Source organism: Sanguibacteroides justesenii (assembly GCF_003204205.1).
In the GTDB taxonomy this organism is placed as follows: domain Bacteria; phylum Bacteroidota; class Bacteroidia; order Bacteroidales; family Marinifilaceae; genus Gabonibacter; species Gabonibacter massiliensis.
In genome coordinates this window covers 336977-361851 of the sequence record NZ_QJPL01000001.1, presented here as the reverse complement: position 1 = coordinate 361851, position 24875 = coordinate 336977, and the positions used below count along the sequence as shown (strand labels likewise).

General features: G+C 41.9%; 25 protein-coding genes and 1 riboswitch. Of the genes, 18 read left to right on the top strand and 7 right to left on the bottom strand.

Translation table 11 applies throughout. From position 1 onward, the window contains the following. Positions 1 to 4: 4 nt before the first annotated feature. Genes DMB45_RS01655 through DMB45_RS01645 form a run of 3 tightly spaced genes read right to left on the bottom strand, consistent with a single transcriptional unit; the run spans position 5 to position 959 of the window. Complete coding sequence (locus DMB45_RS01655) at positions 5 to 319, bottom strand: hypothetical protein (protein WP_146216406.1); 315 nt, start codon at positions 317 to 319, stop codon at positions 5 to 7. Further along, on the bottom strand, positions 276 to 671 hold the full coding sequence (locus DMB45_RS01650; protein WP_041503787.1) for a phage holin family protein: 396 nt from the start codon (positions 669 to 671) through the stop codon (positions 276 to 278). Before DMB45_RS01650 ends, DMB45_RS01655 begins: the two co-directional genes overlap by 44 nt. 6 nt (positions 672 to 677) lie before the next feature. Next, positions 678 to 959, bottom strand: a complete 282-nt coding sequence (locus DMB45_RS01645; protein ID WP_041503788.1) for a YtxH domain-containing protein — start codon at positions 957 to 959, stop codon at positions 678 to 680. Between the two features lie 181 nt (positions 960 to 1140). Here DMB45_RS01645 and DMB45_RS01640 point away from each other — a divergent pair, with 181 nt between their 5' ends. The 8 genes from DMB45_RS01640 (at position 1141) to DMB45_RS01605 (ending at position 8621) form a co-directional block, all read left to right on the top strand. Continuing rightward, positions 1141 to 1827, top strand: coding sequence for a superoxide dismutase (locus DMB45_RS01640; RefSeq protein WP_082027483.1), 687 nt, complete (start codon positions 1141 to 1143; stop codon positions 1825 to 1827). Between the two features lie 53 nt (positions 1828 to 1880). Further along, complete coding sequence (locus DMB45_RS01635) at positions 1881 to 2423, top strand: HDIG domain-containing metalloprotein (protein ID WP_041504950.1); 543 nt, start codon at positions 1881 to 1883, stop codon at positions 2421 to 2423. Positions 2424 to 2514: 91 nt separating this feature from the next. Then, on the top strand, positions 2515 to 3915 hold the full coding sequence (locus tag DMB45_RS01630; RefSeq protein ID WP_041504951.1) for an alanine/glycine:cation symporter family protein: 1401 nt from the start codon (positions 2515 to 2517) through the stop codon (positions 3913 to 3915). A 148-nt stretch (positions 3916 to 4063) separates the two neighbouring features. Continuing rightward, positions 4064 to 5335: a DEAD/DEAH box helicase gene (locus tag DMB45_RS01625; RefSeq protein ID WP_041503791.1), complete on the top strand. Its 1272-nt coding sequence runs from the start codon at positions 4064 to 4066 to the stop codon at positions 5333 to 5335. 12 nt (positions 5336 to 5347) lie between these two features. Next, positions 5348 to 6850 carry a potassium/proton antiporter gene (locus DMB45_RS01620; RefSeq protein WP_110688381.1) on the top strand — a complete coding sequence of 501 codons (1503 nt, stop codon included), beginning with the start codon at positions 5348 to 5350 and terminating at the stop codon, positions 6848 to 6850. 193 nt (positions 6851 to 7043) lie between these two features. Then, complete coding sequence (gene rbr / locus DMB45_RS01615; protein WP_041503793.1) at positions 7044 to 7616, top strand: rubrerythrin; 573 nt, start codon at positions 7044 to 7046, stop codon at positions 7614 to 7616. A 121-nt stretch (positions 7617 to 7737) separates the two neighbouring features. Then, positions 7738 to 8115, top strand: coding sequence for a RidA family protein (locus tag DMB45_RS01610; protein ID WP_041503794.1), 378 nt, complete (start codon positions 7738 to 7740; stop codon positions 8113 to 8115). Between the two features lie 116 nt (positions 8116 to 8231). Beyond that, the gene (locus DMB45_RS01605; protein WP_052649366.1) at positions 8232 to 8621 is read left to right on the top strand and encodes a DUF6146 family protein; all 390 of its coding nucleotides are present in this window, start codon (positions 8232 to 8234) and stop codon (positions 8619 to 8621) included. Here the strand turns inward: DMB45_RS01605 and DMB45_RS01600 are convergent. From DMB45_RS01600 to tamL, 4 genes are read right to left on the bottom strand one after another with little or no spacing between them, the layout of a single operon-like run. Further along, on the bottom strand, positions 8595 to 9326 hold the full coding sequence (locus DMB45_RS01600) for a nucleotidyltransferase family protein (protein WP_041503795.1): 732 nt from the start codon (positions 9324 to 9326) through the stop codon (positions 8595 to 8597). The two genes, DMB45_RS01605 and DMB45_RS01600, sit on opposite strands and share 27 nt — an antisense overlap. A gap of 36 nt (positions 9327 to 9362) precedes the next feature. Then, positions 9363 to 10013, bottom strand: a complete 651-nt coding sequence (locus tag DMB45_RS01595) for a response regulator transcription factor (RefSeq protein ID WP_041504070.1) — start codon at positions 10011 to 10013, stop codon at positions 9363 to 9365. A 4-nt stretch (positions 10014 to 10017) separates the two neighbouring features. After that, positions 10018 to 10965 (bottom strand): sensor histidine kinase, encoded by a 948-nt coding sequence (locus DMB45_RS01590; protein WP_041503796.1) that lies wholly within the window; start codon positions 10963 to 10965, stop codon positions 10018 to 10020. 37 nt (positions 10966 to 11002) lie between these two features. Beyond that, positions 11003 to 13324 (bottom strand): translocation and assembly module lipoprotein TamL, encoded by a 2322-nt coding sequence (tamL, locus tag DMB45_RS01585; RefSeq protein WP_041503797.1) that lies wholly within the window; start codon positions 13322 to 13324, stop codon positions 11003 to 11005. Positions 13325 to 13380: 56 nt separating this feature from the next. Here tamL and DMB45_RS01580 point away from each other — a divergent pair, with 56 nt between their 5' ends. The 10 genes from DMB45_RS01580 (at position 13381) to DMB45_RS14980 (ending at position 24805) form a co-directional block, all read left to right on the top strand. Continuing rightward, positions 13381 to 14145 (top strand): RNA methyltransferase, encoded by a 765-nt coding sequence (locus DMB45_RS01580; protein WP_041503798.1) that lies wholly within the window; start codon positions 13381 to 13383, stop codon positions 14143 to 14145. Between the two features lie 50 nt (positions 14146 to 14195). Then, complete coding sequence (locus tag DMB45_RS01575) at positions 14196 to 14765, top strand: porin family protein (RefSeq protein ID WP_041504071.1); 570 nt, start codon at positions 14196 to 14198, stop codon at positions 14763 to 14765. 257 nt (positions 14766 to 15022) lie between these two features. Beyond that, positions 15023 to 15125, top strand: a riboswitch (SAM riboswitch). 318 nt (positions 15126 to 15443) lie between these two features. Then, positions 15444 to 16586, top strand: coding sequence for a homocysteine biosynthesis protein (locus tag DMB45_RS01570; protein WP_041503799.1), 1143 nt, complete (start codon positions 15444 to 15446; stop codon positions 16584 to 16586). A gap of 28 nt (positions 16587 to 16614) precedes the next feature. Beyond that, positions 16615 to 17031, top strand: a complete 417-nt coding sequence (locus DMB45_RS01565; protein ID WP_041503800.1) for an NIL domain-containing protein — start codon at positions 16615 to 16617, stop codon at positions 17029 to 17031. Between the two features lie 2 nt (positions 17032 to 17033). Further along, positions 17034 to 17792, top strand: a complete 759-nt coding sequence (locus DMB45_RS01560; protein ID WP_041504072.1) for a UPF0280 family protein — start codon at positions 17034 to 17036, stop codon at positions 17790 to 17792. Positions 17793 to 17974: 182 nt separating this feature from the next. After that, positions 17975 to 21496, top strand: coding sequence for a methionine synthase (gene metH / locus DMB45_RS01555; protein ID WP_041503801.1), 3522 nt, complete (start codon positions 17975 to 17977; stop codon positions 21494 to 21496). Positions 21497 to 21616: 120 nt separating this feature from the next. Beyond that, positions 21617 to 22570: a methylenetetrahydrofolate reductase [NAD(P)H] gene (gene metF, locus DMB45_RS01550; RefSeq protein ID WP_041503802.1), complete on the top strand. Its 954-nt coding sequence runs from the start codon at positions 21617 to 21619 to the stop codon at positions 22568 to 22570. A 99-nt stretch (positions 22571 to 22669) separates the two neighbouring features. Then, on the top strand, positions 22670 to 23437 hold the full coding sequence (locus tag DMB45_RS01545; RefSeq protein ID WP_235375080.1) for a sulfite exporter TauE/SafE family protein: 768 nt from the start codon (positions 22670 to 22672) through the stop codon (positions 23435 to 23437). 16 nt (positions 23438 to 23453) lie between these two features. Next, complete coding sequence (locus DMB45_RS01540) at positions 23454 to 24098, top strand: SagB/ThcOx family dehydrogenase (protein WP_041503803.1); 645 nt, start codon at positions 23454 to 23456, stop codon at positions 24096 to 24098. Between the two features lie 581 nt (positions 24099 to 24679). Next, positions 24680 to 24805 (top strand): hypothetical protein, encoded by a 126-nt coding sequence (locus DMB45_RS14980; RefSeq protein WP_262509235.1) that lies wholly within the window; start codon positions 24680 to 24682, stop codon positions 24803 to 24805. Positions 24806 to 24875: the final 70 nt, after the last annotated feature.

Genomic DNA, 24875 nt, shown 5'->3' with positions numbered 1-24875 from the left:
CGGATCATTTTCGAAAGAGAGAAACTATTTTTTTTACAAACCAACGGATAAGTATCGGTAAGGTCACGTCCCAAATAAAAGGCATAACCGACTTTAAAGCCGAAAAATAACCATTGAAAGGAGAGTCGCTTTTCTTCGTATCATCGGATGAAGAAGGAAAAAACAGCAGGGAAAGCCCGGACAAGAACAAACTTCCAGCATGTCGTCGAACATAAGAAAAATCCTCACCCAATTTCTTTTCCTGAAGCCGAATCCGGGAACGCACGTCCTTTTTCTCAGCTATCAGTTCTTCCAGAGGTGTCAACTTCGTCATCTTCATCTTTATCGTCTTTAGCCATCATTGATATTAATATCTCATTCACCACCTTCATTCGAATCCTTTCTTTAAAAAAGGCGATGATCACAAAAAAAATCAGGTATATTCCTGCCACCACAATGAATCCAAGCGCCGTACTATTTAAAAGTTCTCCCAAATAAAAACCTAATCCCAAGAATAAAAACAATACGGTAAAAAAAGCGAGCAAAATCAATACGATACCGTACGAAAGAATCGCTATCACTTTAGAGACTCTCTCGTAGGTATGTAATTTCAAAAGTTCCAGCTTCAACTCCGCATAAGTTAAAAGATCTTCCTTCAACCTCGCGAATATCTTTTCAGCAGCTTTTTCCATGAATGACTATTGTTTTTTAGCCGTTCCCTCTTCCTTCACGTTTTCTACCTTGTCTGCTACCTTGCGGGAAACTTCATTAGCCTTGTCCGTCATCTCTTCCCGGATGTTTTCAGCTTTCGTTTTGACTTTTGAATAAGCGGATTTGACCCCCTCTTTCACTTCATCTACCGCATGACGAACATCTTCTTTTAATTTACCCTTATCCGATGCCATATAATATCCTATGGCAGCTCCTACCGCGGCTCCGATTCCCAGACCCAACAGTAATTTTACATTTGCGTGTTTCATTTCTTCTATTTTTAGTTTTGTTCATAAGAAACGAATCACCTCATTAAAAAGTTTAGTTCTTTAACAATATTTTATAAAATCGATTCAATCGATAGAGATATTCTTACTCCGGCAACCAATTCCGCGGCTCATCCGTAAACAAAAGAGAATAATATTTAATCCATAACCAAAAGTTTACAAAATGAAAGCTACACATTATTACCGCTTTGCTCTTTTTCTGATTTTCACCGTATTACTGAACGAAAATCCGTATATACAGGCACAAACACAGAAAAAAGAGACGTCAGAACGTTTTACACTACCTCCGCTTCCCTACAAAGCAAACGCTCTATCCCCCGTCATCAGTGAAGAGACCATGAACCTTCACCACGGAAAACATTTGAAGGGGTATATTACGAACCTGAATAAATTAATCATCGGAACCCCATTTGAAAACAGCGATCTGGAAACCATTGTCAAAAACTCAAACGGAGCTATTTTTAACAATGCGGCACAAACACTGAATCACATCATCTATTTCAATACCTTTTCGCCACATGCAACCCTATATCCTTCCGGAGCACTTTTAATTGCTATCGAAAAAGAGTGGGGATCTTTCGACAATTTTAAAAAGGCATTTTCAACGGCAGCAACATCCTTATTCGGTTCCGGCTGGGTTTGGTTAGCCAAAGACAAAAACGGGAAACTGCTCATTCTTCAGGAAAACAATGCCGGAAATCCGATTACCAAAGGGTATACGCCACTATTAGGCATCGACGTATGGGAACACGCCTACTATCTCGATTACCAAAACAAACGGGCAGACCATATCGAAAAAATCTGGACCATTATAGATTGGAATACCGTCAAAAGCAGATACGATAAATAATCTGTAATAATTATCGATGGATTTTATATTTTTGTCAAAACAAAAAGCAGATCATGAATCCCATCGAATTACTTCATAAATATTACGATCCGAATTCCAAGGCTTACTCTATTTTGTACTCTCACAGTAAAGCCGTTATGGAAAAAGCCTTGGAACTCGCCGGATTCCACCCAGAAATGGAGTTGGATACGTCATTTATTAAAGAGGCTTCCCTGCTGCATGATATCGGCATCTTTCTCACATATGCTCCGGAGATCGGTTGCCACGGTGATAAACCTTACATATGCCACGGTTATTTAGGAGCCGAATTGCTACGCCAGGAAGGATTTCCCCGGCACGCTTTAGTGTGCGAACGCCACACCGGATCCGGAATAAGCTCGAAAATGATTCGGGAACGACATCTTCCGCTTCCGGAAAGGGAGATGCTCCCTTTAAGTAAAGAAGAAAAATTAATATGTTTAGCGGACAAATTCTTTTCTAAAAGTAAAGACTTAACCCGGGAAAAATCCGTTCAACAAATCAGCAAGGAGATAGAGGCTTTCGGATCGGAAGCATCTTCCCGTTTGCAAGAGTTGTACGACCTCTTTTTGGAATGAACCCGTACGGGAATGGATAATCCATAAAAATAAGACTACTTTACAACCGATCTACACTTGTTTACGTATATCCGTAAGAAAAATAATGATTATGGATAAACTTAACAATTGGATTATCTTTTCGAACGATTTTATTTGGACCTATTTTTTGATCGTTCCCTTAATCGCCATCGGGCTTTATTTCACATTTCTCAGTCGGTTCGTGCAGTTCCGGAATTTCCGGGAGATGTTTCGACTCTTGGGAGAAGGCATAACAAGCGGAAAAAGTAAAAATTCGGTATCTTCATTTCAAGCATTCTGCATCGCCACCGCATCCCGGGTCGGAACCGGAAATTTAGCCGGCGTCGCAACGGCTTTAGCCTTAGGGGGTCCGGGAGCTGTCTTTTGGATGTGGCTGATAGCCCTTATCGGCTCTGCCTCGGCATTTATAGAATCGACATTAGCCCAGATATACAAAACCAAAGGAGAACGTACCTTCATCGGGGGACCCGCCTTCTACATGGAGAAAGGATTGAAAAAAAGGGGTATGGGTATTTTATTTGCCGTTATTATCTCCATCACATTCGGACTTGTATTTAATTCCGTACAAGCCAACACGGTTACACTTGCCTTTCACGAGGTTTTTGGTATAGACCGTACCTGGTTAGGCATTTTATTAACGATATTCACTCTATTAGTCATTTTCGGAGGAATCCACCGGATTGCCGTCATATCGGGTATACTTGTTCCCCTAATGGCCATTGCTTACATATTGGTTGCGCTTTTTATCCTATTCATGAACGCCGGGAGTATACCTCATCTTATTACCACCATATTCGCCGATGCTTTCGGTTTCGAACAATTCGCCGGAGGAGGTTTAGGAGTCGTGATCATGCAGGGAATCCGACGCGGTCTGTTTTCCAATGAGGCCGGTATGGGTTCCGCCCCGAACGCCGCAGCCACCGCCGATGTCTCCCATCCGGTCAAACAAGGATTAATTCAATCCTTAAGCGTATTCACGGATACCATCATTATCTGCAGTTGTACGGCTTTCATCATCCTCCTCTCGGACATTCCCTTGGACGGTACGACCAAGGGAATTCAATTGACACAAATGGCCCTCTCCCATCAAATAGGTCCCGCGGGGGGACAATTTATCGCCATCAGTATTCTACTATTCGCCTTCAGCTCCATTGTCGGTAATTACTCCTACTGTGAAACGAACATGATATTTATCTCTCCCAAACGGATCTACCTGCAATTGTACCGGGTAGCCGTCGGACTCATGATACTCTTCGGTTCTTGGGCCGCTTTGGATCTGGTCTGGAATTTGGCGGATTTGGCGATGGCTGTCATGACAATTATTAACCTGATTGCAATCGTGTTACTCGGCAAAATAGCCCTTAAAGCTTTAAAGGATTATCACCAGCAAAAGAAATCCGGCATACATAGCCCCGCGTTCAAATCAAAGAGTATTCCGGAATTAAAAGATTCTACGAGTGAATGGCAATGATATTACATTAATAAATAATCAAAAAAATAATTTTTTTATTAACTTTGCTTAGAAATTTAAGGTGTTTAATATTAACTATTAACCAATTATCGGTTAGCACTTAATTTAATGCAAGAAAGCATATAAAAACAAAAGAAACTATTGGAAGATGAGATTTGATGAGCTCGAACTGGCATCCCCTGTATTAGAGGGACTTGATGCAATGAATTTTCAAGAGACAACGCCTATACAAGAATTAACCATACCCGTCATACTGGAAGGGAAAGATCTGATTGCCTGTGCACAAACCGGAACCGGAAAAACAGCGGCTTATATTCTACCGATATTGAATCGGTTGGCCGAAAAAGACCACCCCGAAGATGTAGTGAAAGCACTCATTATGGCTCCGACGAGAGAGTTGGCACAACAAATCGACATTCAATTCGAAGGATTTTCCTATTTTCTACCCGTATCCACGGTGGTCGTCTACGGCGGAGGCGACGGAGCCTTGTGGGAACAACAAAAGAAAGGACTCCGGTTAGGAGCAGACATAGCCATTGCGACTCCCGGGCGCTTAATCTCACATATTCAACATAGTGATATCGACCTCTCCAAAGTGGAATATTTCGTGTTGGACGAGGCCGACCGGATGTTGGATATGGGATTTTTTGACGATATCATGCAAATCGTCGAAAAGCTTCCCAAAGAAAGGCAAACAGTCTTGTTTTCAGCGACCATGCCACCGAAGATCAGACAATTGGCACAAAAGGTATTACGGAATCCGGAAGAGATCAATGTTGCCATTTCAAAACCGAACGAAGCCATCATACAGGCTGCCTATATTTGTCACGAAGGACAAAAAATGGGGATTATCGAAGAGTTATTCAATAAACCCACGAAAAACAAAACAATCATCTTCGCCTCTTCCAAACAAAAAGTAAAAGACTTGGCATATACCCTTAAACGCAAACGATTTAACGTGGCGGCCATGCATTCGGATTTAGAACAGCCCGAAAGGGAATCGGTTATGTTGAACTTTAAAAACGGTAAAACAGACGTGCTGGTTGCCACCGATATCGTCGCCAGGGGTATCGATATCGATGAAATCGGTCTGGTCATCAATTTCGATGTACCCCACGATCCGGAGGATTATATTCATCGAATAGGCCGTACGGCAAGAGCCAGTGCAGATGGTGTGGCCATTACTTTTGTCTCCGATTCAGAGCAGGGCAAATTCCACCGAATCGAAGAATTCATAGAAGAAGAAGTATACAAGATTCCGCTCCCCTCCGAATTGGGTGAAGCACCTACCTACAACCCGCAGGCGTTTGAAGGCAAACCTAAAAAACAATTCAACCGTAAATCCCAGAAACCTTCTTTCGTAAAAAAGAAAAATTTCTCGAAACGCAAAGATAACCCGAACTCGATCACTAATCCTTAAAAATACTACCTTATGATTCTCAATGCAGGAAATATCTTACTTATCGGATCCATTTTATTATTTACAAGTATAATCGCCGGGAAAGCCGGATTCAAGTTCGGAGTACCTGCACTGTTACTTTTCTTAGGAGTCGGAATGTTATTCGGTAATGATGGACTCGGTATCCAGTTCAACAACCCGGAAATCGCTCAATTTATCGGAGTTATCGCCTTAAGTATCATTCTATTTTCGGGTGGTATGGACACCAAAATGTCCGAAATAAAACCCGTGGTAGGACAAGGCATAGTGTTGGCCACTTTTGGAGTGATGATAACTGCACTTATAACAGGTTATTTTATATACCAGATTACAGGACTTACGAACGACTTTATCTCTCTGACATTTACCGAATCTCTTTTATTGGCCGCAGTCATGTCCTCTACCGATTCGGCATCCGTTTTCTCGATTCTAAGATCCAAACGGCAAGGACTAAAAGAGAATCTTCGCCCCCTTTTAGAGTTGGAAAGTGGTAGTAACGACCCCATGGCCTACATGCTTACGATATTGTTGATACAGGTCATTCAATCCGGGGAATCCAGTATAAGCGGTACGGTCTTGCAATTTATTATGCAAATGAGCATCGGTGCCGTTTCCGGTTATCTATTAGGGCATTTAGCTCGTTTCACGATCAATAAGATCAATATCAACCAGTCGTTATATTCCGTATTGCTGTTAGCATTTGTATTTTTTATATTCTCATTTACAGATTTATTAAAGGGAAACGGTTATTTAGCCGTATACATTGCCGGATTAATGGTCGGAAATCACAAGATGGTACACAAAAAGAGTTTAATGACCTTTTTTGACGGTTTTACCTGGCTTTTCCAGATCGTAATGTTCCTCACGTTGGGTCTACTGGTAAATCCCGCCGATTTGATACCGATAGCCGGATTAGGTATATTGGTCGGTATTTTCATGATTATCATGGCTCGCCCTTTAACGGTATTCCTTTGCCTGCTTCCTTTCCGGAAGATGAGCACCAAGTCCAGGGTATACGTTTCATGGGTCGGTCTAAGAGGGGCCGTTCCCATCATTTTCGCGACCTATCCGCTAATCGCTAATATTCAACACGCCTCTTTAATATTCAATGTCGTGTTCTTTATCACCATCCTCTCTTTAGTTATTCAAGGAACTACCGTCAGCTATATGGCAAAATTCTTAGGATTATCGACTCCCGAGCCGGAGCAAGCGGCATTCAATCTGGAACTTCCCGAAGATATCAAAACGGCCATGTCTGAAATCGAAGTCACCCCTTCGATGCTTGCCAAAGGAGAACTCCTCATGGACCTTGTCTTACCTGATAATACGTTAATCGTGATGGTCAAACGGGTAGAGGGATCTTTCTGCGTTCCCAAAGGCAAAACAAAGCTCCACGAAGGAGATAAACTCCTCGTGATCACGGACAATGACGAGGAGCTCAAGAAAACCTATGAGAGTTTGGGTATAGAAAACTATTCCATGCAAAAAAACAGTTGACGAATATATCCGATATTATTCAGATACGCGGAGAGTGCGTACCTTTCGGGACATTGCTTTTGCCTCCGAAAAGAGTTTCATGTTTATAGATTTTATTTATTCATTTATAAAAAATAAAGATTTGTTTTTCATTGTATTTTATTGTACAATTGTATCATCAAAATAGAATCAAAAACACCAAAACAAAAAATTTATGAGTATTAAAGGAACTAAAACAGAACAAAACCTATTGAAATCATTTGCAGGAGAATCACAGGCGAGAAATCGCTATACCTTTTTCGCAAGTGTAGCTAAAAAAGAGGGTTTTGAACAGATTGCTGCCGTATTTACAGAGACAGCCGAGCAGGAAAAAGAACACGCGAAACGTTTCTTCAAATTTTTAGAGGGCGGAATGCTTGAAATCACAGCCTCCTATCCCGCCGGAAAAATCGGAACGACAGCAGAAAATCTGAAAGCTGCCGCAGAAGGGGAAAACGAAGAGTGGGCCGAGTTGTATCCTGAATTCGCAAAAGTAGCCGAAGAGGAAGGATTCAACGCTATCGCCGCTGTTTTCCGTAATATCGCTGCTGTAGAAGCCGAACACGAAACCCGTTACCGGAAACTATTGGAAAGGGTTGAAGCCGGAAAAGTATTTGAAAGAGAGGAAGAGATCTTATGGCAATGCCGGAACTGCGGTTATGTCCACAAAGGCAAAACAGCTCCCAAGGCTTGTCCCGCCTGTGCCCATCCACAAGCCTATTTTGAAGAGAAAAAGAATAACTATTGATATTCCTTTATCATTAAAAAACGAAGCTGTCGGAGGGTTTTCCGATAGCTTCGTTTTCTTTTAAACAAATTATGTATATTCGCGTATATTACAGTAATTTATAAACATGGATATAATCATTATGAAAAAAGTAATTAATTCGGCCCAGGCTCCCAAAGCCATCGGTCCATACAGTCAGGCTATTGAAGCAAACGGAACACTCTATATCAGCGGGCAACTTCCCATTGATGTAAACACGGGAAAGTTCGTGGAAGGAGGAGTTAAGGAACAAACAGAACAATGTTTAAAAAACATCGGCTATATTCTCGAAGAGGCTGGATATACTTTTGAAAACGTGGTCAAATCCACTTGTTTATTAGGAGATATGTCCTATTTTGCGGATATGAATGAAATATACGCTAAATATTACAAGACAGATTGTCCCGCACGAGCCGCATTTGCCGTAAAAGCCCTTCCGATGGGAGCCATGGTTGAAATTGAAACCATCGCGGTCAAATAATTCTATCGGAACAGGAAAAAAAGGGGAACAAAATATTTTGTTCCCCTTTTTTATGGTTATATTACATAAAATTCGTAACTTAGGAGATCATAATTTATAAATTAAATCTTTATCCGATGAAAACGTTAGGTATTCTTGTATTAACAGTACTCTTTTTCTCTTGTGCATCACGACAGCATATGACGAATAAAACGGGACGTCTCGGAATCAAAGATTCTACACGTTACGAACTTATTGTATTCGACCCCGGTTTCGATTATTGGATGGCCACCCATAAAAGCATCGTAAATCAGTACAGCAACGAATACTATCAATTCACCAATTATCGTTACGCCCAGGAATGGAATCGCAGGTACGCAAGCGGAGATCCTCGCGTGAATAGTTACATCGATTACAGTATGAGGATTGATTACGGCTTCGATTTCAATTACAAGCTTTACATGTATTTCAAATTCTTCGAAGATACCAATAAGATCAAGTTAATTCCGGGAAGCGGAAAGCTCTGACAAAGAAGCCTGCCGGATAGCCTCGGGCGTTCCCAGATCCAAACATCGCCCCTCGTATAAAAACATTTGGAGCGAATATGATCTCGCTTGTTCCAGATGTTCGTCTATAATAGAAAATACGCCCGTATGAATCATACGATCCAAATACTCCGGACTTAATATTTGTATACCGCAATAATTATACTCTTGGGAACAATAGAAATCATCGTCAACAATCTTTTGTTCTCCGGTTTTCTTGTTTTCCCATCCTTTGAGTATTCCTTCCCGATTGAATTTCAACACCCGGTCGGCTTCACTTTTTTGTACCACTAAAGACGCATACGCTTTCCGGTCTTCATGTTGAGCGATCAATTCCAAAAGATCCACATCCGTCTGGATATCCACATTATGAATCAATACCGCTTTTTCCGGAATAAACAGTTCACGGGCTTTCCTAACCCCTCCTCCCGTATCTAACAATAACTCCCGCTCGTCCGACAAGCGGATATCCATGTCAAAACAATTATGTATCCTCAGATAAGTTTCAATCTGATCCGCATAATGATGAATATTAATGACCAAACGCTCCACTCCTGCCGACCTCATTTTCCCGATAACCCGTTCCAATAGAGTCCTTCCGTTAATCTCCACCAACGCTTTAGGCCGATCATTAGTCAAAGGTCGCAAACGAGTTCCCAAGCCTGCCGCAAATATCATTCCATTCATTATAATCGCCATTTAAAGAACCGTTATCCTGTATATTCACACCTGAATCAATTTATTTTTAATCGCGTACATGACTAAAGCCGCGGTATTCCGACATCCCGTTTTACTCAATAAATTAGCCCGATGCTTATCCACCGTTCGTTTACTGATAAACAGCTTGTCTGCAATCTCCTGATTAGATAATCCTCGACATACCTGGTAAAGAATTTCCAATTCCCGTTCGGATATGTCATTATCAACCACGTCGTGACTGTCCGCTTTATTATCACGCATATTATTCAGAATATTCACAAGAAGTTCCTCGGAAAAGAAACTCTCCCCTTCGGAAACCTTTTGGATAGCGGTTACGACCTTATCGATACCGGAATTTTTAAGCATAAACCCCTTAGCTCCGGCATCAATCATTTTATAGTAATATTGCTCGTCTCCGTACATGGAAAGTACAATAATTTTCAGCTCCGGCTTCATTTTCATGGCTTGAATCGTAGCTTCGATCCCATTCATCTCCGGCATTTCAATATCCATCAATACCACGTCGCAATCCACAAACGACAAGTTTTCTATAAATTCCCTACCGTTAGAGGCTTCATAAATATGATGTACGAAATCCTGATTGGAAAGCAATAATTTCAACCCTTCCCGAAATAATTTATGATCGTCGACCAAATATATTCTTAATTTATCCATAGTCTTACACATTACATTTAATAAAAGCAGTAGCTTTCATCCCTTTTCCCTGACAGCTGAATATCTCTATATCTCCATTTCCCGAATTCAAGCGATAACGCATATTGCTTAACCCCATTCCTCCTTCATTCTCGATCTGTTGCATATCAAATCCCAAGCCATTATCCTCGTATTCCAAATAAAGCATATCATTTCTATATCGAAGATCGATTCGAACCTTAGTAGCTTCCGCATGACGTAACGTGTTATTTATCAATTCACAAATCACCCGATACATGATCACTTCCACGTTATAGGTAAATCGTCTTCCGGCAATATTGGTCTTAAATTGAATATCGATTCCTTCTGCAGGACGCAATTTACGAATAAAAGAGTCCGTTGCATCCTTCAATCCGAAATTATTCAATATGTGAGGACTGATATTGGCCGATATCTCCCGAACACTCACGATTGCCTCGTCAACTGCCTGCTTCAGGTTATTTTTTATCCGTTCGTTTACCTCTTCCTTATTCTGGGTATTAAACCCGGATAACAACATTTTAATGACACTCAATAAAGGTCCCAATCCATCATGCAACTCCTTGGCAAAGCGTTGTCTCTCCTGTTCTTCCGTACGAATGATCGCCGAAACCACCCGCTTTTCTGATTCGTCCCGGATCTCGTCCAAACGACGTAAAAACTGAAAAACCTTACGGATATAAAATACACCGATAGCAAAGGCTAAAGAGATTATAAACGACAACCATACTTTCGTCAAATAAAGCTCCTCGTATTCGCCTCGTCTCATGGAAGGGAACAATTCGATCACCCGATAAATCGTCATCAGAAAAAAACCGGTAGAAATAAGAATCCAGGCTGCATTGAATTTAGTCCGTTTGAACAAACTAATGGCAAAACCCATAGCCACGACCTGAAACAACAGAGAGAGATAAACCACAATTTGAGAAACCATTACCTTTTATATTTCAATTAATAATCTACACTTTCCATCAGAAAGGATAACCGATAGCGATATTAAACACGGAACGCCTGAACCCTCCTTTCGAATTAAACATCACAAAACGATTCCCGGCAGGCAACGCCGGGTCTTTCACTTTAATACCCAAATCAAAACGCAAGAGGAAAAAATTGGCATTGATCCTCAACCCCGCACCCGTGCCGATGGCAACCTGATTAAAAAATTCCGTGTTCAATTGCGCCCCTGGCCTGTCTTCTTTAGGATTTATATTCCAGATATTGCCCGCATCCACAAACAATGCCCCTTCCAACAACCAAATTAACTTAAAACGATACTCTATATTGGCCTCCAACTTAAAATCTCCCACGCTGTTGGGATATTTATTCCCTAAATCGTAAGAGCCCGGTCCTAACGTCCGGGTTTGCCACGCCCGGATATCACTTGCCCCCCCGCAATAATAGGACTCTTCGAAAGGCAATACCTTCATATTTCCGTACGGATAGCCACAACCTATAAACAACCGTGTAACGATCGAGTTGGCCCGATTAATATACCAGTGGTAACGGTATTCGGCATCCGCCTTTACAAATTGGGCATAACGTACACCCAGCCATTTGTAATATTTATCATCCAGATTCTCTCCCTTTCTCCTCTCCCCGAACAATCGGTCGATACCCCATAACAAATTACCCGAAGACTCTAAATTAGCCCGGAAATAATTGTAACTCATCTCCTTTGAATTAACGATCTGATCCGTGTAGGTCGCTGAAAAAACAGCTGAAAAAATCATATGGTCGGTATACGTATTTTTAATGTATTCGTTTTTCAAACTATCGACAAAACTCCGGTTTACATTCTTCATTAACACGTAATTCAAATCGATTAAATCGAAATTATACCTCCATCTTTTATTGGAAAGCCTCCAGAGATAACCAAAACGGGCATTCACGACGGAACGGGTATAATAAGGCGTATATTCATATCCGTATGAAAAAGAGATAGAAGTTTTCGGGGCAAAATTACGCCTGAAATCCTTCATTTTGAAAAAAGGCATCCAAAACTGGGGAGTAACGAACTTGATCTCCGCCCCGATCTCCTTCGTATTAAAAATCTTTCCTTTTTCGTCAATTTGTTCCTTTTTCAATGTTCCCCATACGCTTACGGAAAAATTTTCTCCTGCTTTGAAAAGATTACGATGATTATAGGTGAAATTTCCCCCGATACCCAAATTACCGGAACTATTGGTACCCTCCAAAAAAACATTATAGGATTGCCGTTTGACCGGTGACAATTGAATATAACAATCCAAGGTTTTTACCTCGTCGTCCGTCTCGACCTCCTTGAAATCTATATTAATAAATTTGAATAAGTTCAACGCTTGCAAGCGGGAATAAGTCTCCAACACCCGTTGCACATTATACAATTCCATGCGTTCCATCTGAATGGTCTCCGTAATGACCTTAGGTTTTATCTTCAGCCGATCCCGGTAGGTAATTTTGTATCCGTCGTATTCCATATGCCTGACAGAGGAGTCTCTCCCACCCACGTTCAACAAAGGATCGTAATCGAAATCCAAATGAATATCTCTCAGGAAATAACGTTGAAAGGCAGCACTATCCGCAACCGTTTGAATGATATGGACAAACAATTTTGCAGTCTCGGCCCGACTGACCGAAGAGGTATCGGCAAAAAACTGAATAAAATTTTTGGAGAAATTGAAATATCCCTTTTCCCGCAACATACGCGTTATTCGCTCCCTTTCATTATCCAGCACATCCATATCCAAAGGCATCTCTTTATGCAATAAGGTTTTCAGCGTATCCTGATAATACATTTCCACCAGATTGCTCTCCCCTGTCAGTTCCTTATTGTTCCTTTCCTCTTTTTGCAAAAAAGAGACATCGTCTATTTTCGTCTGCGGACCCGTGTTTATCCGATACTCTACAATGGCTTTTTTCTTTTTATAGTACACGGTATCTTTCACCTGATTTTTGTAAAAACCTTTATTACGGAGATATAAACTAATTTGTTCGTTACTTCTGGTCGTCAAAAAAGGATTATAAATTACGGGAGCTTCTCCTATACGACGCAATAACCTGTTAAGCCATCTCTTCTCGTTTCGTCCGCTTAAATTATATAACCCCAAATGGAAACGACTTGCCCCTAATATACGGGTGTTCGGTTTCTGACGTATATTCCGCTTAATATCACTCCTGTTCGCCCGGTGACCGCTCACTTTTACCCGTACCCGATCCAACAAATACTCATCTTTTCCCACATACTTGGTCGGAGAACAAGAATAGAAAAAACAAAATATAGACAAAATAATACCTATCTTACACACCGCACCCATGCTCAAATCTCAAAAAAATATTATGTTTGTATTTTATTAACCAGCAAGCCTAAAATATGCTTAGCAAACATCTAACAAATGTAATCCAAAACCTCGAAAAAAAGAAATTCAGGGATAAATATAATCTCTTTAAAATAGAAGGTGAAAAATTAGTAGGTGAATTACTTTTGTCCGATCTGAAAATCGATACCATTGTCGCTTATCCGGAATGGATAGATCGTCATCCCCGAATCCCAAGACAATGCCGGACTATAGAAGTAAACGAGATTGAAATGAAGCCTCTATCCAATTTCAAATCTTTACCGGAAGTGATTGCTTTGGCTGAAATTCCCGATAAAACGTATCAACCGGAAAAAATCAGCAACACACTTTCTCTGATATTAAACGGTATACAAGATCCGGGTAACATGGGAACCATCCTAAGGGTATGTGACTGGTTCGGCATCCATTCCGTATTTTGCGATTACGATTGTGCAAACATTTTTAATCCCAAATGCGTTCAAGCCAGTATGGGAGCTATTTTTCGCGTAAACGTTTATTACGTGGATTTGCTTTCCTTTATCCCTCAGTTCGTGAAAGATGATTTCAAATGTTACGGTACTTTCCTCAACGGTGAAAACATCTACCACTCCCATTTGGAAGAGCGAGGGTTTATCGTGATGGGAAACGAAGGTAAAGGCATATCCCCCGAAATAGAACAATTCGTAAGCCGGAAATTGACCATACCCAGTTTTGCTGATGGCACTTATTCGACAGAATCCCTAAACGTAGGTGTTGCCACCGGTATTATTCTATCTGAATTTAAACGTAAACAGATTTAAAAATTAAAAATTATTCATATTTTTACACCGGAACTAAAATGAAATGCAATATGAAAAAATTGGTAGTATTATCTTTATTTTGTCTCTTCAGTGTAGTGACAATGGCACAATCGCTTCCTATCAGTATCGGAATTCATGGAGGTTGGAACGACACGAAAATTAAAGTAAAAGACTTAAAAGTTGAATCTCATGGTGGCTATATGTTTGGAGCCTTTGTAAGAGTCAATTTCGGAAAAATCTACTTGGAACCGGCTTTAAATTTTGCACACAAGGAAACGCAGGCAAAGGACAAGGCAACGAATGAGAAACGGAATTTAAAATACTCATCCATAGATATTCCTGTCATGGTCGGTTATTATCTTCTAAAGTTGCCCGTCGTGAAGTTACGTGGATTTGTAGGTCCGGTCGCTTCATTCATAACCAAAGACGTGAAGATTAAAGGACTTTCTAAAGATTATTTCGATACCGATAAGATGATGTGGAACGGAAAGGTCGGAGCCGGAGTCGATGTATGGAAAGTGACCTTCGATGTGGATTACGAATTCGGTTTAAAAAAATTCGGTGACGGAGTAAAAGCTCCGAGTACGGTTAATCTGACTCTCGGTTTCAAAATCATATAATGAAAAAGAAAAAGAACACACTGCCTGAAATAATAACAGGCAGTGTGTTTTCTAATAAAAAAACATCATTAAAAATTCTACGTTCATTTTACTAATCACCCAATCACAGAATCTCTAAATCGCTGAATCTCTAAATCACAGAATCTCTAAATCACAGAATCATTTAATTCCTTCCATTAAAAACCACGAAAAGATTTGCTTTATTCTTTTTTTATCTTTTCCTTTGTCACATCAATTCAATCTTCAAAAGATTATTTGAATTATAAAGAGGAGTAGAGAGAACGGGCTCATAGAAACTCCGGCAACCTGCGAAAATTCGAAAGGTGCCAAAACCCGACCTGAAAGCAGGAGTTATAATTTAAAACCAAAAACATGAAAGCAGAAAAGAAAAATCAGTATCGAAACGGAATCGCTCCTAACAGTAAAAGTTCCTTCTCTCCTCTTTTCGTCATGTCTATGCGTATGCGCTGCATGCGCTAATATTCTTTTACCCCAGACTTTTTTTTGATTTTTGATTTCAAGGTAGTATTGAAAAGTTTTTCAACAGGAAGTTAAACGACAACTTCCCGTTAGGATTCCCTACCGCAAACTATTCGTTACCACCTGTAATCATGGTAATTGCAAGGCATTTACCCGGAAATCTTTGTTTCATTCTAACAATTCATAAAAGAATCCATCATGACAAAAACATATACGGAAATAAACGAAAAAATCAAAAACGGAACTGCCGTTGTACTGACTGCAAAAGAAGTTTCAGAATTGGCAAAAACCTGTTCGCCTAAAGAAATTGCGGAACGAGTAGATGTAGTAACCACGGCAACATTCGGTGCGATGTGTTCTTCCGGCGCATTCCTGAATTTCGGACACGCCGATCCTCCCATTCGTATGGAAAAAATAGAACTGAACGGCATACGGGTCTGCGGAGGACTGGCCGCGGTAGATACCTATATCGGGGCAACAGATTGCAATCCGGAGAATCCTACTTACGGAGGAGCACATCTGATAGAAGATCTTATTGCCGGAAAAGAAATTACATTGGAAGCGTGGGGAAAAGGTACGGATTGTTACCCTCGAAAACACATCAAAACCAAGGTAACAAAGGACACCGTTAACGAAGCATATCTCTATAACCCGAGAAATGCTTATCAAAATTATAATGTAGCCACAAACTCAACGGATCAAATCAAATATACCTATATGGGTACGTTACTACCCAAGTTACGTAATGCAGCCTATAGTACGGCCGGAGAGCTCTCTCCCCTGATAAACGATCCGGAATGTCGTACCATCGGCTTGGGAACCCGTATTTTTCTTTGCGGAACAGAAGGCTATGTTGCCTGGAATGGTACACAATTTCATTCCACGAAAGAAGTGAATGATTACGGAATACCGACAAGTAACGCTCGAACCTTAGCCGTTATCGGAGACCTGAAAAACATGAGTACCGAATTTCTACGAGGTGTTTATTACGAGAAATACGGGGTAAGCCTTTTCGTGGGAATCGGCATTCCCATACCGATTTTGGACGAAGATATGGCCCGGCGGGTTTCCATCCGAAACGAACAAATCGAAACCACTATCGTTGATTATGGAAACGGTAATAAAATACTGGGAAAAACGAATTATGCAGCCTTACAATCCGGAGAGATCGAAATCGATGGACAGAAAATTCGAACAGCCCCCGTCTCGAGTCTCTCCAAGGCTATTGAGATCGCTAACATACTAAAAGAATGGATTCGAAAAGGCGATTTTCTATTGACAGAACCGGTTCGTCCGATGCCTGTCGGCACTTCATTAAAAAGCCTGAAAGAACAAGAATAGCAAGTATGAACAGACAAAAAAACAAATTATGGCCCAAAAATTAATACTATCGTTTCCGGTTGATGCCACAGACAGACCGTTGGTATACGATCTTATTCGCATCTATGATATAAAAATCAACCTATTGAAAGCTGAAATCCACCCCGGGAAAACGGGAATCTTGTTGGCTGAATTCGATGCCGACACATTAAAAATCGATCAGGCCATCGCCTATTTGAACCAAAACGGGGTCACGGTAAACCCGGTTTCCAGCAAAGTTTCACACGACGAAAATCGTTGTTTGAACTGCGGAAATTGTGTTTCCGCCTGTTTCTCTCACGCGTTGACAATCGGAGCTCCGGACTGGAAACTCCGATTTAATCCTGAAAAGTGCATTGCCTGTAAACTATGTCTGAAGGCTTGTCCTTTGAAGCTCTTTAAAATTGAATTTTCCGAAATCCAATGACCATGAACAACAGGGAATACACGAATCGTACCTACCGACAACATCTGAGACAAGAGCGTTGGTGTACGTTCACGATCGTCCATAAGGAAACCGATTTATGGATCGGCATCGATAAGGCTTCCTACCGGGAGGAGATACGAGCCTACGCCCTCTCCCGTGTCATACGATTGCGACAAGAGATGGATACTTATCTAAACCAAGATCCCGAGTACCGAAAAGCTTTGATCCCTTACACGCCCAGAACCGAAGCTCCCGCCATTATCCGAAAGATGGCGGAGGTTTCCGACGTTTCAGGGATCGGCCCGATGAGTGCCGTTGCAGGAGCCGTTGCCGGACAAATTGCAGCAGAACTGAAGACGGCTTTTCCCATCCGGGAAATCATCATCGAAAACGGCGGCGATATCTATGCAGATATTCACGAGGATATCGATATCGCCGTATTCGCAGGATCTTCTCCGCTATCCGAGAAAGTAGGATTCACGATTCGTGCCGACCGTTCTCCCTTGGGAATTTGTACTTCATCGGGAACGGTAGGGCCTTCCCTAAGTTTTGGTCAAGCGGATGCCGTCATGATCGTTTGTCAGGATTGCGCTTTGGCTGACACCTATGCCACAGCGTTTGCCAATCAAATTCAAACGACAGCCGATATAGAACCTTGCATTGAAAAAATCGGAGATATACCGAAGATTTTGGCAGCAATCTGCATCAAGGATACACAGATCGGTATCTCGGGAAAATTCGATTTCAAAATTTGGAAATAAAACAAATGAGGTTCGCTAAGTCTATAAGTCTAAACAGAACAGCCTTATTGGCTTTACAGACATCATAAACCAATAAATTTATGTAAATTTGAAGACAGGAAGAACAAAATTTAAAAAGCTAAGGCCATGTTCGACCATACTGACCGTTTCTTTGGCTTCATGCAAATAAACCATTCTTTATCATGGATATAAGAACAGAACTACATAAAAGAATACTGATACTGGACGGAGCAACCGGAACTGCCCTACAGCAATACCGTTTGAGTGAAAAAGATTTTCGGGGAGAGCTATTCACCGATCATCCGCTTCCATTAAAAGGCAACAATGACATCCTAAACCTTACCCGCCCGGATATTATTCGAGAAATACACGAGAGTTACATAGAGGCTGGAGCCGATATTATTGAAACCAATACCTTTAATGCGAACGCCATATCGCAGGAAGATTACGGGTGCTCGGACCGGGTATATCAACTCAACGCGGAGGGAGCACGTATTGCGGTCGAGGTGGCAAGGAACCACACGGAACGGAAAATTTACGTTGCCGGAAGTATCGGTCCTACTTCAAAATCCTTAACGCTATCGCCTGATCCCGAACAACCCGAATTCCGGAGTATCGATTTTGATACCTTAGCAGCCGCTTATGAGATCCAGGTACGAGGACTCGTTGACGGTGGTGTGCATTTGTTATTGGTCGAAACCATATACGACGGATTAAATGCCAAAGCAGCACTTTATGCCATCAAGAAAGTACAAGAAGAAAAAGGGAGTAAACTTCCGGTCATGCTTTCAGCTACCGTAAACGATCGCAGTGGACGAACCTTAACCGGACAAACCATAGAAGCTCTCTTCATCGCCCTCTCCCACTACCCGATCCTAAGCTTCGGATTGAATTGCTCTTTCGGGGCAAAAGACCTGCATCTTTTTTTAAAGGAAATGGCCAACAAGATTCCCTGTTTCCTGAGTGTTTATCCGAATGCAGGCCTACCGAACGAAACGGGTGAGTATGACGAATCGCCGGACTATACAGCCAAGCAACTCCGAAAAATGGCAGAAGAAGGGCTAATCAATATTGCAGGTGGATGTTGCGGAACCACCCCGCAGCATATCCGGGCTATCGCCACTGCACTGAGAACAGTTCCTCCCAGAAAACCGCCATTAGTACATCCCCTCCTTAAGGTTAGCGGGTTGGATTCCGTCACGATCGATGTATCCAAAACTAATTTTACCAATATCGGCGAACGTACGAATGTGGCCGGATCGGCCCGGTTTGCCCGCCTTATCCGGGAGAAAAAATACCAGGAAGCCGCTTCTATCGCCCGTGAGCAAATCGCCGACGGAGCCTCCGTGATCGATATCAACATGGATGATGCTCTACTCGACAGTGTTACCGAGATGGAACGTTTCGTTCGAATCATCGGTAACGAACCGGATGTCGCCAAAGCTGCTTTTATGATTGACTCTTCGGATTGGTATACTCTTCTGGCCGGATTAAAGAATGCTCAAGGGAAATGCATTGTCAATTCCATCAGTCTGAAAGAGGGAGAAACCGAGTTTTTAACCAAAGCACGGGAAATACACCGCTTGGGTGCGGCAGTCGTTGTTATGGCTTTCGATGAGGCCGGACAGGCCACCACCTTCGAACGGAAAATTACTATCGCAGACCGAGCATTTCGTTTATTAACACGACAACTACAATTTCCTCCTGAAGATATTATCTTTGATGTCAATGTTTTAGCTATCGGAACCGGAGTAGAGGAACACAACAACTACGCGGTGGATTTCATCCGAGCGGTACGATGGATAAAAGATCATCTAAGAGGAGCTCATACTTCCGGAGGAATATCCAATCTCTCTTTCTCCTTTCGTGGAAACAATCCGATCCGGGAAGCCATGCATTCGGTCTTCCTTTACCATGCCGTTCAAGCAGGATTGGATATGGCGATTGTCAATCCCTCGTTGTTACGGGTATACGACGAGATCGAGCCGGAACTTTTAAACGCAGTAGAAGACGTGGTACTAAACCGGAAACCGGAAGCCACAGAAAACCTGATTTCCATTGCGGAGAAGTACAAAATGTCAGACACGACAATCAAACAGCACGAAGCAAAAGAGTGGCGTTCCCATTCATTAGAAGATCGCTTGGCCTATGCCTTAAGTAAAGGAATTACCGACTATTTACAAGAAGACCTTCAAGAGGCTATCGGTTGCTATACTTCTCCGATAGAAATTATAGAGAAACCCTTGATGAACGGAATGGAACGGGTAGGCCAATTATTCGGGGAAGGTAAAATGTTTTTACCCCAAGTCGTAAAATCCGCCAAAGTTATGAAAGAGGCCGTCGCCCGTTTGCAACCGGAAATCGAGCGTTACAACACGAATAATACCCGGGTATCCGCGAGGAAACCTAAGATTATACTCGCGACAGTGAAAGGAGACGTACACGATATCGGTAAAAATATTGTACATACCGTACTCTCCTGCAACAACATCGATGTGATCGATCTGGGAGTTATGATCGATCACCCTACCATCGTGGAAGCTGCCAAACGAGAAAAAGCCGACTTTATCGGGGTTAGCGGATTGATCACGCCTTCCCTTGGAGAGATGGAAGAGTTATGCAAGCTATTGCAAAAAGAGCAATTGGAAATACCGCTAATCGTCGGGGGAGCAACTACCTCATCGGTACACACGGCGGTGAAATTAGCACCTTTATACGATTATTGCGTTACGGAAGGCGGAGACGCCTCCCGCACGGTAACCATCCTAAAACAACTCCTAAAAGATAAGGAGAAAACAATAGCAAAAATTAAAGAAAAGCAGGAAGAGATACGACAGCACTATAATTCGAAATCCGCCCCGTTACTATCTTTGCAGGAGGCCAGAGGAAAAGCTCCGCTCTTTGACAGGAACTCTTATCCTCCACCGGAATTCGGAGAACACCATTTGACCGGAAAACACATAAACGTGGAAAATTTCGTCAACCGCATCGATTGGACCCCTTTCTTTCATTTCTGGGGGTTCAAAGGGAAATATCCCGAAATCCTATTTACCAATGAAGAGGCTGAAAAAACCTACGAGGCAGCCATGAAGATGTTGGAAGAAATTATCGTTAAAAAAGAGTTTGATGTCTCCCTAATCGCACGCTTTTACGATGCTTATTCGGAAAACGACGACATTGTTTTAGACGGTGGACATCGTCTCCCGATGCTACGCCAACAGGCCCCGCGAAGCGAATGCATCTCCCTTGCCGATTTTATTACGCCTAAAGCCGAGGGGAAAAACAGTATCGGACTCTTCTGTTTGAAGGTGGCCGATTTACATCCCTCCTGTTCGTGTCGCGAGTTCGAGCAATTGCTGCGGGAAAGTCTGGCCGCACGAATCGCGGAAGCCTGCGCGGAATGGATGCAGGAACAACTTAACGAAGGATTACATGTGATTCGCCCCGCGTTCGGTTACCCGGCTTGCCCCGACCACTCGCTAAAAAAAGATGTGTTCGAACTACTGAATGCAACCGAAGAGATCGGAGTTCACCTGACCTCTTCGTATGCCATAAACCCTACGACAAGTCTGTGCGGATTACTGATCGCCCATCCCGAAGCCCGTTATTTCAGTATCGGTAAAATCGGAGACGATCAGTTCGCGGACTATTGCCGACGTAGAGGGATCTCACTCGAAGAAGGCAAAAAATTACTGAACAGATAAACGTATAAAAAGAAAGAAACGTAACGTAATCTATTTTGAATTCTTTTGAGAAGCGATCTTACGAATGATAAATGTAAGATTACTTCCAAAGGGACATCTCAACCCTTAAATAATACGACCATGAAAGTCATTGATATACTCAGGAAATCGGACCGCCCGATATTTTCTTTTGAACTGGTACCTCCTCTCAGAGGCGGAGACATACACCGAATATACGAAGCCATTGAACCATTGATAAAATTCGCTCCACCTTTTATCAACATAACCTTTCACCGGGACGAGCAAGAATACCGGGAACGAGCCGACGGTTCCATCGTGAAGGTAACAGTCACCAAACGCCCGGGATCAGTTGCTTTATCCGCGGCCATTATGAAACGCTATCCCGTGGAAGTCGTCCCTCATATCGTATGCGGGGGAGCTACCCGTCATTCGATCGAGAACGATTTGATCGATTTAAATTTTCTCGATATTGAAAATGTTATGGCTCTACGGGGAGATCCTGTTTCCGGACAACGCTATTTTACTCCCGAAGAAGACGGACATAAATACAGTTGCGAACTGGTAGAACAAATCGCAAGGATGAATCAAGGGAAATACTTGGACGACACGCTTACCGATGCCGTCCCCACCAATTTTTGCATCGGTGTGGCAGGCTATCCTGAAAAACATTACGAAGCACCTAATCCGGTCAGTGATATCGAAAACCTCAAGCGAAAAGTAGACGCTGGAGCGGATTACATTGTTACGCAAATGTTTTTCGATAACGACAACTATTTCTCTTTTGTCGAAAAATGCCGGGCTATCGGCATCTCGGTGCCCATTATCCCGGGACTAAAGCCGATCTCCTCCTTTAAACACTTGGAAAACCTCCCCCGCTCTTTCAATCTCGATATTCCGGAAGAGTTAGAACGAGCCATCCGGCGATGTCGTTCGAATAAAGAGGTCTACCGGGTAGGTATCGAATGGTGTATTGCCCAAAGCCAGGAACTGATCCGACAAGGAGCACCGGCGGTACACTACTATACCATGGGAAAATCGGACAATATTCAAGAAATTGTCAAACGGGTCTTTTAATACCGTTCGAATAAAACTTTCGATTTCTCTTTAGATTCAAACCTATCTGATAATACCCTCGAATTATTAATTCTTTTCCCCGGAAAATCCTAACTTTGTATGGTAAATACTATGATCATGAGTCTGACGGAAGCTTTGATTACTATTTTACTCGGTACGGCAGCAGGATTTATCAACACCTTCGCCGGGGGAGGTTCCATGTTAGTGGTTCCCTTCTTAATTTTCATCGGACTGCCGGCCAATGTGGCCAACGCGACAAACCGTGTCGCTATTTTATTTCAAAACATAGTATCCGTGGGTAGCTTCAAACAAAAAAAAATTCTCGACTTTAAAACCGATTCCAAACTTTTATTGCCCGTGGCTCTCGGTAGCATTGTAGGAGCTTTCATTGCCGTGGATATCAACGAGGAGATATTCCGCAAAGTAATTGCCGGGCTATTGATCGTTATGTTTTTTATGCTATGGTTGGATCCCAACTCTTGGGTAAAAGCCAACGCGGAGCGGGCGAAAGTAAAAAATCCCTGGCTACGCCATATCGTGTTCTTCATCATTGGAATATACGGAGGCTTTATTCAAATAGGAATAGGCTTTTTTCTATTGGCAGGATTGGTATTAGGATGCGGTTATGATCTGTTAAAAGCCAACGCGATCAAATTATTCATCGTTCTTTTTTATACCATCATTGCTTTGGGTATTTTTTTCTATTACGGATTGGTCGATCTGAAAACAGGACTGATACTCGCTTGTGGAAATATGCTCGGAGCTTGGATCGGAATTCGTTTCAGCATAAAATGGGGAGCGAAATACATTCGATATTTTCTACTTGTGATTCTACTTATCGTAGCCGTCCGGCTTTATTTTACCTAACTAAAAACCCTAAAATATGAAACATTATCTTTTTTTTATCGGTATTTTATTCATGACTAACACGCTAAACGCCCAAAACATGAAAGAGATTAAACTAAATGCCCCGAATAAAACAAGGGGAGCAAGCCTAATGCAAGCTTTGAACGATCGGGAATCCGTCAGGGAATTTTCTAATAAGTCGTTAAGCACTCAGGATTTAAGCGATCTTTTATGGGCCGCTAACGGCATCAACAGACCGGATTCAAAAAAACGTACCGCCCCATCGGCTCTTAATAAACAAGATGTCGATATCTATGTTTGCCTTCCCGAGGGAATTTATCTATACGATGCGGAAAAAAACAGTTTAAAACCCGTAGCGGAAGGAGATCATCGGGCCGCAGTCGGAGGCCAGCAGGATTTCGTCCAAACAGCTCCCGTTTCCCTTATCTTGGTTTCGGATATCTCCCGCTTCGGAATGGGCGATAACGAACAAATCCGGTTAATGGCAGCTATGGATGCCGGAATCGTTTCACAAAATATCAATCTGTTCTGTGCAGCCAACAACTTGGTTACGGTTCCCCGGGCCTCTATGGACAAAGATAAATTGAAAAAAGTCCTCAACTTAAAGGAGCATCAACTGCTTCTGATGAATAACCCGGTAGGATATCCCCAAAAGAAATGACAATTGTAGATTAACGATTGCAGTTATAGCAATCGAATAATTAAACGCACCTTGATAGCACTTTTGCCCCGTCCCTAAGTGCTATCAAGGTGTTTTACAATCCCATTCACAAAATCGTTGAATTCTTTTAATCCACAATTTATAATTATCAGTTCGCTGTTCATTATTTATGCCTCTCCGTTTTTTTCCCTTTCCCCTTCCCTTTAGGTTTATGGTCACAATTTATGACTATCCAATCACAAAATCACTCAATCTCCTAATCTCAGAATTTTTTACTCTACAATTGTCAATCTAAAATTTACAATTAAATAGCACATTGTACCCGTCCCTGTGGGTTACTAAAAAAAGAAGATATACAAAAAGACAAATCTGTACTAAATTTTTTCTTCCGAACATGACTACCCCGGCCCCGTGTGCTTCCATAGAGAGAGAAAGCTCCTTTTACATGTGAAGTTGAAGTCTATGACGAATATGACATCAGTATCAGTAAGAATATAGATCTGTACACGGACAAGGATGAGTTTCACGTTGATTACAGCCTCAACACGTTTGAATCTTCTACTGCTATATCAGTCGGTCAAATGCAAAGAGTTGCTGAAACCATCTCGGGTTTCCTGAAAGTATTCGGAGGGAATGGAGATCGGAAAGTGTGCTGGCATTGTTTCAGTTTTGCACTTTCGAAATCCGTAACTACCCAAAAAGCGTGACCTGAAAAATAAAAAAATGAAGTATAATTAAAATAAACCATATTTATGGATATAAGTTTGTATTAATTGT

Coding starts and splice junctions, on each gene's coding strand:
- DMB45_RS01655 (WP_146216406.1), bottom strand. CDS start 319: ATGAAGATGACGAAGTTGACACCTCTGGAAGAACTGATAGCTGAGAAA.
- DMB45_RS01650 (WP_041503787.1), bottom strand. CDS start 671: ATGGAAAAAGCTGCTGAAAAGATATTCGCGAGGTTGAAGGAAGATCTT.
- DMB45_RS01645 (WP_041503788.1), bottom strand. CDS start 959: ATGAAACACGCAAATGTAAAATTACTGTTGGGTCTGGGAATCGGAGCC.
- DMB45_RS01640 (WP_082027483.1), top strand. CDS start 1,141: ATGAAAGCTACACATTATTACCGCTTTGCTCTTTTTCTGATTTTCACC.
- DMB45_RS01635 (WP_041504950.1), top strand. CDS start 1,881: ATGAATCCCATCGAATTACTTCATAAATATTACGATCCGAATTCCAAG.
- DMB45_RS01630 (WP_041504951.1), top strand. CDS start 2,515: ATGGATAAACTTAACAATTGGATTATCTTTTCGAACGATTTTATTTGG.
- DMB45_RS01625 (WP_041503791.1), top strand. CDS start 4,064: ATGAGATTTGATGAGCTCGAACTGGCATCCCCTGTATTAGAGGGACTT.
- DMB45_RS01620 (WP_110688381.1), top strand. CDS start 5,348: ATGATTCTCAATGCAGGAAATATCTTACTTATCGGATCCATTTTATTA.
- rbr (WP_041503793.1), top strand. CDS start 7,044: ATGAGTATTAAAGGAACTAAAACAGAACAAAACCTATTGAAATCATTT.
- DMB45_RS01610 (WP_041503794.1), top strand. CDS start 7,738: ATGAAAAAAGTAATTAATTCGGCCCAGGCTCCCAAAGCCATCGGTCCA.
- DMB45_RS01605 (WP_052649366.1), top strand. CDS start 8,232: ATGAAAACGTTAGGTATTCTTGTATTAACAGTACTCTTTTTCTCTTGT.
- DMB45_RS01600 (WP_041503795.1), bottom strand. CDS start 9,326: ATGAATGGAATGATATTTGCGGCAGGCTTGGGAACTCGTTTGCGACCT.
- DMB45_RS01595 (WP_041504070.1), bottom strand. CDS start 10,013: ATGGATAAATTAAGAATATATTTGGTCGACGATCATAAATTATTTCGG.
- DMB45_RS01590 (WP_041503796.1), bottom strand. CDS start 10,965: ATGGTTTCTCAAATTGTGGTTTATCTCTCTCTGTTGTTTCAGGTCGTG.
- tamL (WP_041503797.1), bottom strand. CDS start 13,324: ATGGGTGCGGTGTGTAAGATAGGTATTATTTTGTCTATATTTTGTTTT.
- DMB45_RS01580 (WP_041503798.1), top strand. CDS start 13,381: ATGCTTAGCAAACATCTAACAAATGTAATCCAAAACCTCGAAAAAAAG.
- DMB45_RS01575 (WP_041504071.1), top strand. CDS start 14,196: ATGAAAAAATTGGTAGTATTATCTTTATTTTGTCTCTTCAGTGTAGTG.
- DMB45_RS01570 (WP_041503799.1), top strand. CDS start 15,444: ATGACAAAAACATATACGGAAATAAACGAAAAAATCAAAAACGGAACT.
- DMB45_RS01565 (WP_041503800.1), top strand. CDS start 16,615: ATGGCCCAAAAATTAATACTATCGTTTCCGGTTGATGCCACAGACAGA.
- DMB45_RS01560 (WP_041504072.1), top strand. CDS start 17,034: ATGAACAACAGGGAATACACGAATCGTACCTACCGACAACATCTGAGA.
- metH (WP_041503801.1), top strand. CDS start 17,975: ATGGATATAAGAACAGAACTACATAAAAGAATACTGATACTGGACGGA.
- metF (WP_041503802.1), top strand. CDS start 21,617: ATGAAAGTCATTGATATACTCAGGAAATCGGACCGCCCGATATTTTCT.
- DMB45_RS01545 (WP_235375080.1), top strand. CDS start 22,670: ATGGTAAATACTATGATCATGAGTCTGACGGAAGCTTTGATTACTATT.
- DMB45_RS01540 (WP_041503803.1), top strand. CDS start 23,454: ATGAAACATTATCTTTTTTTTATCGGTATTTTATTCATGACTAACACG.
- DMB45_RS14980 (WP_262509235.1), top strand. CDS start 24,680: ATGCAAAGAGTTGCTGAAACCATCTCGGGTTTCCTGAAAGTATTCGGA.